The organism is Nocardiopsis prasina DSM 43845, from assembly GCF_000341265.1.
Lineage (GTDB): Bacteria > Actinomycetota > Actinomycetes > Streptosporangiales > Streptosporangiaceae > Nocardiopsis > Nocardiopsis prasina.
The window spans coordinates 7,575-15,460 of sequence record NZ_ANAE01000183.1 but is presented as its reverse complement, the minus strand read 5'-3'; the positions used below and the strand labels follow the sequence as shown (position 1 = coordinate 15,460).

At 70.7% G+C, this 7,886-nt stretch carries 10 protein-coding genes and 1 pseudogene (1 of these 11 only partly in view); 3 read left to right on the top strand and 8 right to left on the bottom strand.

Annotated features, from left to right (window positions below; all coding sequences use genetic code 11):
- Together D452_RS0122630 and D452_RS0122625 are read left to right on the top strand one after the other, a co-directional pair.
- Positions 1 to 1,101: serine hydroxymethyltransferase (locus D452_RS0122630; protein ID WP_017546422.1), on the top strand; the 1,101-nt coding region annotated here is incomplete at its 5' end.
- An 83-nt stretch (positions 1,102 to 1,184) separates the two neighbouring features.
- Complete coding sequence (locus D452_RS0122625) at positions 1,185 to 2,597, top strand: L-serine ammonia-lyase (RefSeq protein WP_017546421.1); 1,413 nt, start codon at positions 1,185 to 1,187, stop codon at positions 2,595 to 2,597.
- Between the two features lie 172 nt (positions 2,598 to 2,769).
- Here the strand turns inward: D452_RS0122625 and amaP are convergent, their stop codons facing one another.
- The 8 genes from amaP to purU all read right to left on the bottom strand — a co-directional run bounded on the left by amaP (position 2,770) and on the right by purU (position 6,787).
- A complete protein-coding gene (gene amaP / locus D452_RS0122620) occupies positions 2,770 to 3,360 on the bottom strand; it encodes an alkaline shock response membrane anchor protein AmaP (RefSeq protein ID WP_026129590.1) in 591 nt (196 codons plus the stop codon).
- Positions 3,361 to 3,362: 2 nt separating this feature from the next.
- Entirely contained in the window at positions 3,363 to 3,968 is a 606-nt protein-coding gene (locus D452_RS0122615) for a DUF6286 domain-containing protein (RefSeq protein WP_017546419.1), read from the bottom strand.
- Between the two features lies 1 nt (position 3,969).
- The gene (locus tag D452_RS0122610; RefSeq protein ID WP_017546418.1) at positions 3,970 to 4,335 is read right to left on the bottom strand and encodes an Asp23/Gls24 family envelope stress response protein; all 366 of its coding nucleotides are present in this window, start codon (positions 4,333 to 4,335) and stop codon (positions 3,970 to 3,972) included.
- A 14-nt stretch (positions 4,336 to 4,349) separates the two neighbouring features.
- Positions 4,350 to 4,523 carry a hypothetical protein gene (locus tag D452_RS30935; protein ID WP_017546417.1) on the bottom strand — a complete coding sequence of 58 codons (174 nt, stop codon included), beginning with the start codon at positions 4,521 to 4,523 and terminating at the stop codon, positions 4,350 to 4,352.
- Between the two features lie 38 nt (positions 4,524 to 4,561).
- Positions 4,562 to 4,876, bottom strand: a complete 315-nt coding sequence (locus D452_RS0122600; RefSeq protein WP_026129589.1) for an Asp23/Gls24 family envelope stress response protein — start codon at positions 4,874 to 4,876, stop codon at positions 4,562 to 4,564.
- Positions 4,877 to 4,878: 2 nt separating this feature from the next.
- Entirely contained in the window at positions 4,879 to 5,355 is a 477-nt protein-coding gene (locus D452_RS0122595) for an Asp23/Gls24 family envelope stress response protein (RefSeq protein WP_017546415.1), read from the bottom strand.
- A 38-nt stretch (positions 5,356 to 5,393) separates the two neighbouring features.
- On the bottom strand, positions 5,394 to 5,597 hold the full coding sequence (locus D452_RS0122590; protein WP_017546414.1) for a CsbD family protein: 204 nt from the start codon (positions 5,595 to 5,597) through the stop codon (positions 5,394 to 5,396).
- Between the two features lie 302 nt (positions 5,598 to 5,899).
- The gene (purU, locus tag D452_RS0122585) at positions 5,900 to 6,787 is read right to left on the bottom strand and encodes a formyltetrahydrofolate deformylase (RefSeq protein WP_017546413.1); all 888 of its coding nucleotides are present in this window, start codon (positions 6,785 to 6,787) and stop codon (positions 5,900 to 5,902) included.
- Positions 6,788 to 6,967: 180 nt separating this feature from the next.
- On the opposite strand from purU, the pseudogene D452_RS28790 reads away from it, so the two are divergent.
- Positions 6,968 to 7,886 (top strand): annotated as a pseudogene (locus D452_RS28790) (alanine racemase); it runs 295 nt beyond the window's last position.

Below are 7,886 nucleotides of genomic sequence, written 5' to 3'. Positions count from 1 at the left end.
AAGCCCCGGGGGGCCCCCCCCGCCCGCCGCTACTACGGCGGCTGCGAGCACGTCGACGTCGTCGAGCAGCTGGCGATCGACCGCGCCAAGGAGCTGTTCGGCGCCGAGCACGCGAACGTGCAGCCGCACTCGGGCGCGCAGGCCAACACGGCCGTGTACTTCGCGCTGCTCAAGCCGGGTGACACCATCCTGGGCCTGGACCTGGCCCACGGCGGTCACCTGACCCACGGCATGCGAATCAACTACTCCGGCAAGATCCTGAACGCCGTGGCCTACCACGTGCGCGACGAGGACGGCACCGTCGACTACGACGAGGTCGCCGCCCTGGCCAAGGAGCACCAGCCGAAGATGATCGTCGCGGGCTGGTCCGCCTACCCGCGCCACCTCGACTTCGCGAAGTTCCGCGAGATCGCCGACGAGGTCGGCGCGCTGCTCATGGTGGACATGGCGCACTTCGCCGGTCTGGTCGCTGCCGGACTGCACCCCAACCCGGTGCCGTTCGCCGACGTGGTCACCACCACGACCCACAAGACCCTCGGCGGTCCGCGCGGCGGCATGATCCTGTCCAAGGCCGAGCTGGCCAAGAAGATCAACTCCGCGGTCTTCCCCGGCATGCAGGGCGGCCCGCTGGAGCACGTGATCGCGGCCAAGGCGGTCTCGTTCAAGGTCGCCGCGAGCGAGGAGTTCGCCGAGCGCCAGCGCCGCACGGTGGCGGGTGCCCGCATCCTCGCCGAGCGGCTCACGCAGCCGGACTCGGCGAAGGTCGGGGTCAAGGTCCTGACCGGCGGCACCGACGTCCACCTGGTCCTGGTGGACCTGGTCGACTCCCAGCTCAACGGCCAGGAGGCCGAGGACCGGCTGCACTCGGTCGGGATCACGGTCAACCGCAACGCGGTCCCGAACGACCCCAGGCCGCCGATGGTGACCTCGGGTCTGCGGATCGGCACGCCGGCCCTGGCCACGCGCGGGTTCGACGAGGGTGACTTCACCGAGGTCGCCGACGTCATCGCCGAGGCGCTCAAGCCCGAGTTCGACGAGGCCGCCCTGCGCGACCGGGTCAGCGCTCTGGCCGCCAAGCGTCCGCTCTACCCGAACCTGTAGCAGTCTCCGCCGTGTGGGCCGCGCGGGCCCACACGGCGCCGGTCACCACGGCCCCATCCCTGTGCTCAACGAGGAGGACAGCCATGGCCATCAGTGTCTTCGACCTGTTCAAGATCGGTATCGGACCGTCGAGTTCCCACACCGTCGGCCCGATGAAGGCGGCCCGGACGTTCGTGTCCGGCCTGCGCTCCGAGGAACTCCTCTCGCGTGTGACCCACGTGCGGGTGGAGCTGTACGGCTCACTGGCACTCACCGGCAAGGGGCACGGCAGTGACACCGCCGTGGTCCTGGGGCTGATGGGGCACACCCCGGAGGGTGTGGACGTGGACGCCGTCCCCCGCCTGGTGGAGGGGGTCCGGTCGGACCGAAGTCTCCTCCTTGGCGGCGCGGACGGTCCGGCGGTGGACTTCGACCCCGCCGTCGACGTCGACTTCCGCCGCAAGGAGAGCCTGCCCGACCACCCCAACGGGATGCGCTTCCTGGCGTTCGACCACGCGGGTACCGAGGTGGCCGCGAAGGTGTACTACTCGGTGGGCGGCGGCTTCGTCGTGGACGAGAGAGCCGCGGGCGCCGACCGGATCAAAGCCGACGACACTGTCCTGCCCCACCCCTTCTCCTCCGCGGAGGAGCTGCTGGAGCTGTGTGAACAGACCGGCATGTCCATCAGCGCGCTGATGCTCGCCAACGAGCAGGCCTTCGGGCGTACCCCGGACCAGATCCGCGAGGAGCTGCTGGAGATCTGGGCGGCGATGCGCCAGTGCGTACGTCGCGGTGTGTCCACCGAGGGCAGTCTGCCCGGGGGGCTGAAGGTGCCGCGCCGGGCCCACCGGCTCTACCGCCAGCTGGGCGGCAACTGCGACGAGCACGGCCTGCTCGCCCCCACCCACGTGGACCCGGACCCGATGCGCGGCAGTGACTGGATCACGCTGTACGCACTCGCGGTGAACGAGGAGAACGCGGCCGGGGGCCGAGTGGTGACCGCGCCAACCAACGGCGCGGCCGGTATCGTCCCGGCGGTCCTGCACTACTACCTGCACTTCAGCCCGGGCGCGGGCGACGACGGCGTGGTCCGCTTCATGCTGACGGCGGCGGCCATCGGCATACTGTTCAAGCAGAACGCGTCGATCTCGGGCGCCGAGGTGGGCTGCCAGGGCGAGGTGGGTTCGGCCTCCTCCATGGCGGCGGCCGGTCTGGCCGAGGTCTTGGGCGGGTCCCCGGCGCAGGTCGAGAACGCCGCCGAGATCGCCATGGAACACAACCTGGGACTGACCTGCGATCCCATCGGTGGCCTGGTGCAGATCCCCTGTATCGAACGCAACGCGCTCGCCTCGGTCAAGGCGATCAGCGCCACCCGCATGGCCCTGCGCGGCGACGGCAGCCACTTCGTGAGCCTGGACAAGGTCATCAGGACCATGCGCGACACCGGGCGCGACATGCACGACAAGTACAAGGAGACCAGCCGCGGCGGCCTCGCCGTCAACGTCATCGAGTGCTGACGGGATGCCGGGAATGCCCCGGTTCATCCCTTGGTTGTACCGAGTGCACGGCCGATGACCGGGCTCGAGCTCCCACCCGCTCGCCCTCGTCGGTCGTCACCCCGGGTCTGGTGGCTTGAGCTCTGCTCGCCACCAGACTCGCCCCTTCCTCCCCCGCCCGTCGGTTCCGGGCTCAGGCCAGGCTGCGGCGGGGGTTCTTGGCGGGGGCGGTCATGGACATCCGGATGACCGCGGGCACCTGGTCGAGTTCGAGGGCGCCGCGCAGGTTGGTGATGGCCTCCGAACGCACGCGCCGCCAGATCCCGGCCACGTCGGCGTCCTCCTCCAGTGTCAGCGCCAGCCGCAGGTGCGGGCGGTCGCCGGACTCGGTGAGACGCGCGCGGGCACGGCGCACCCCGGGGTAGTCGGTGACCTCCTGCTCCAGGGCACCCCTGGCCGCGCTCTCCGAGATCTCCACGTTGCCCGCGTCGTCGCGCGCCAGGTGCATACGGCCCACGGTGTCGTTCATGCCCTGCACCATCAGCCACCGCAGGGCCAGGTAACCGGCCACGAACGCGACGGCCACCGCCACGTACGGGACCCACTGCTGGGCGAGCACCTCGTTGACCCGGTCCCCGAGCAACGGCGTGGCGGCGAGTTCGCCGCCGAGGAGACCCTGCCCCGTGGCCAGGGCCGCCACGCCCGCCACGAGCAGCACGACCCCCACGATCACCAGACCCAGGCGGTTGCCCCGGGCCGACCTTCGAGACCTCTCGCGTGCCATGGTCAACCCTCCGCGTATCGAACGTGCGTGGCGATCCGCATGCTGCGCAGCGGGGCCAGCTCCTCCAGTCGGGTCTCCACGGCCGAGGTGACCTCGGCGGGCAGCCCGTGCGACTCACGCATTCCGGTGCGCACATGGACCCGGATCCGGTTCCCGCGCACGGCCACGTGCACGTGGTCCACGCCGCTCACGTCCTGCGCGGCGGCCGCCACGGCCCGCCGCAGAGCGGGCCGGGTCAGTCCCACCACCAGGGCCGGATCGTCGGTGCGCAGCGCCGTCCACCGGCTCCGCCCCGGGGCCAGCGCCACCACGATCAGGGCCAGGCCGATCAGCGCCAGAACCGCCGAGGCGATCTGCACCGAGGGCTCCGACCAGGTCGTGGCGGCGGCGTAGTCCGTGGCCGGGCCGACCGGGATCAGCCGCAACGGGTTGCCCGCGAGGGCGGCGATGACCTCGGCGGCCGCGACCACGGCCACCACCAGGATCAGCAGTCCGACGAGTACCGCGGGCCACGACCTGCGTGGGCGGAACGTGTGGACGGCGACGCGCTTGGCGCGGCGGTCGATCCCCTGGCTCGGACGGCCGAGCGCCTCTTCCACGGTGGTCATGTCAGCGCACCAGCTCCGCGATCTCGATGTCGATGTGGTGGACCTGTTTGCCGGTGATCCGCTCGACCCGGTCCCTGACGTGGCCGCGCACCTCCTCGGCGACCTGGCGCGCGGGCCTCGGGTAGCGCACCCCGACGCGCAGGCGCAGGATGACGATCTCCCCGCTCACCCGGGCGCGGGCGGTCCTCGACCGCACGGCCCGGGCCCCGGAGACCTCTCCGACAGCCCTGGCCGCCACCTTCTCGATGACGGCCCCGGGGATGTCCGTGCGGCCCCCGGGGTCCCGTCCGCGGGTGTGCCCTGCGGCCTCACCCTCCGGAACGGGACCCCTCTGACGAGGGACGGTGTCCGTGCGAACCCCGACCACGACCTCACCCCTGTCTACGCCGACCGCCGTGTGAACATCTCGGCCAGGTCGATCTCACCCTCCATCGCCCGGCCCGCGACGAACCCGACGAGTCCGAGGACCAGTACCAGCGCGAAGGCGGGGAACCCGCCGAACGCCGCCGCGAGCCCGAGCACCGTCCCGTAGGACAGTCCAACGATGGGCCACATGGCTACCCCCTCTGATCAGAACGCCCCTGCTTGTAGGTCTAGCTGACGGTGCGTGCGCCGTCACCGAGTCCGGCGACCACGTCCTCCACTGACACGTGGACGGCGCGGCCGCCGGACAACGGGGCCAGGCCCCGCCGGATCTCGGCGGCGATCTCCGGCAGCGGACGCCCGTAGCGGAGCACCACGCCGACCTCGACCTGGTCCTCGCGCACCGCGACCCCCCGGACACGTCCCCCGGGCACAGCGGTGCTCAGGGTTCCGAAGGAGCCGGAGGACAGTTCCACCACATCGGAGAAGCGCAGCGCGCCCTCCGCGATGGCTCGTGCGGTCGCTCCAGGATCGCCGCCGGCCACGGCTACTGGACCCTGGGTTCGGAGTCGCGGTCGTCGGCGGACTCGTCGTCTTCGGGCAGGTGGATGTCGTCCACCCGGATGTTGATCTCGGTGACCTCCAGGCCCGTCATCCGCTCGACCGCCTGGGTGACGTTGCGTCGTACGGCGGAGGCGAGGTCCTGGATGGCGGCCCCGTAGTCGACGACCAGGTCGATGTCGACCGCCGCCTGGCGTTCCCCCACCTCGACGGAGACGCCCTGCGCCACCGACCCGGAGGAACCGCCGCCGCTCACGGCGTCGCGTACCGCGCCGACCATGCGGGCGGCCCCGCCGCCCATGGCGTGGACGCCACCGATCTCGCGGGCCGCCTTGCCCGCGATCTTGGCCACGACGCCGTCGGCGATCTGGGTGTGTCCCTGCTCGTTCGTGCTCGCGGAGTCACGTCCGCCCCTGGACTCACGGGCGCTCGGTACCGCGGATTCGGTCTTCAAGTCCGACACTGGTCCCCCTACACAGTGCGCAATCCGTCCTGGACGCTCTACTTCTTCTTGAAGACGCCCTTGATCTTGTCCTCGGCCTTGTCCTTGAGGTCCTCGGCCTTGTCCTTGGCCTTGTCGGCCTTGTCCTTGGCCCCGGCCTTGGTCTGGTCGAGTTTGCCCTCGGCCTCGGTGCGCTTGTCGCCGGTGGCCTTGCCGAAGGCTTCCTTGCCCTTGCCGGCGGCGTCGTCGAAGTGCTTGCCCATTTGTGCCCCCTGATCAGAGCCTGTGCGGCTCAGGGTTGATGGTCCGAAACCCGTGTCGCCCCGGGTCGGGACGACCGGAGCGGTTTGGACCTCATCACACCTTATACGCACTCTATGTAGCCAACAAGACACTTCTGGTCATGATTTGCAGGTCAGAAGGGTCACGGTCATACCATCCGTGCCCCAAAAACACATCCGGAACCCCGGCTGCGCAGGAAAAACGTCAGGGGTGCCCGTGGGCACCCCTGCGCGTCCGAAATCGTGTTGTGCCTGCCCGCGTCGCGCGAGCCAGGCGGTTCGCCCTAGCCGAAGATGACCGTCCTGTCCCCGTTGAGCAGGACCCGGCGCTGGGCGTGCCAGTTCACGGCGCGCGCCAGGGCCACGGACTCCAGGTCCCGGCCGATCGCGGTGAGCTGCTCCGGGCTGTGGGTGTGGTCGACCCGGGAGACCTCCTGCTCGATGATCGGGCCCTCGTCCAGGTCCGCCGTGACGTAGTGGGCGGTGGCGCCGATCAGCTTCACACCGCGCGCGTGCGCCTGGTGGTAGGGGCGGGCGCCCTTGAAGCTGGGGAGGAAGGAATGGTGGATGTTGATGATGCGTCCGGACATCTTGGTGCACAGCTGCTCGGAGAGCACCTGCATGTACCGGGCCAGCACGACCAGGTCCACGTCGTAGGAGTCGACCAGCTCCAGGACGCGCCCCTCCTGCTCGCCCTTGCTCTCGGGGGTGACGGGCAGGTGGTGGAAGTCCACGCCATAGGAGTCGGCCAGGAACTCCAGGTCGGCGTGGTTGGAGATCACCGCCGCGATGTCGATGTCCAGCAGACCGCTGCGCTGGCGGTAGAGGAGGTCGTTGAGGCAGTGTCCGAACCGGGACACCATCACGATCATGCGCGGGCGCACGTCCCGCGCCTGGAGGTCCCACTCGACGAACGAGCCCTCGGAGCCGCCGCCGAACCCACCGGCCAGAGCGGCGAAGGCTCCGCGCAGAGCGTCCTCGCCGACCACGCCCGTGGGTCCCGCCTCCGCGACGAACTGCGTCCGGAGGAAGAAGCGACCGGAGAAGTGGTCACCGTACTGCTGACTCTCGGTGATGTTGCAACCGTGGTCGGCCAACAGGTTGGCGACGGCGGCCACGATGCCCCGGCTGTCGGGGCAGGAGAGGGTCAGGACGTACTCGCGCTCGTTCATGAAAGGAACAACTCCCGGGGTCGACCGGCTGATCAGCCGTGACGCCCCAGGATATCCAGCGGACGCGACCGGCGGGCCCGCTCCCCGCGTATCCCGCGTCACCCGCGACCGACCCGAAAGGCACGAGATCGAACCCCCGGGCAATATGAAGCACATTCATGTTCTGGCATCCTCAGGAACATGACGAGACTGCGTGAGAAGTACGAGTCCGCGACGCGCGACATCCAGGCCCCCTTCGCCATGGTCGACCTGACCGCCTTCCGCGCCAACGCCGCCGACCTGACCCGCCGCGCCCACGGACGCCCCATCCGCGTGGCCAGCAAGTCCGTGCGCTCCAGGGACCTCCTTCGCACGGTGCTCGACCTGCCCGGATACGCGGGCGTCATGGCCTACACCCTCCCCGAGGCACTCTGGCTGGCCACCGGCGACCCGGAACCGCTCAGCGACGACATCCTCGTCGCCTACCCCACGGCGGACACCGACGCCCTCGCCGAACTCGCCGCCTCCCCCACCGCCGCCCGCGTCATCACCCTGATGGTCGACGACCCCGCCCACCTCGACCTCGTGAGCGCCGCCGTCGCCCGGGCCGACCGCGCCCCCGACGCACCCCCCATCCGGGTCTGCCTGGACATCGACACCAGCTGGCAGCCGCTCGGCTCCGGCATGCGCGTGGGCGCCTACCGCTCCCCCGTCCGCACCCCGGCACAGGCGGCGGCTCTGGCCCGCGCCGTCGTGCGCCGCCCCGAGCTGGAACTGGACGGAATCATGGCCTACGAGGGACAGATCGCCGGAGTGGGAGACGCGCCGCCCGGCCGTCCGCTCTACGGTCGGATCCTGCGGGCCGTCCAGCGCCGCTCGGCCGTCGAGCTGGCCAGACGCAGAGCCGCGATCACCAGAGCCGTCCGGGACGTCGCCGACCTGCGCTTCGTCAACGGCGGCGGCACCGGCAGCCTGCACACCACCGGGCGCGAACGCGCCGTGACCGAACTGGCCGCCGGTTCCGGCCTCTACCAACCGCACCTGTTCGACCAGTACCGGTCGTTCCGTGGCCGTCCCGCCGCCCTGTTCGCCCTTCCGGTCGTCCGCCGCCCCGCCCCGA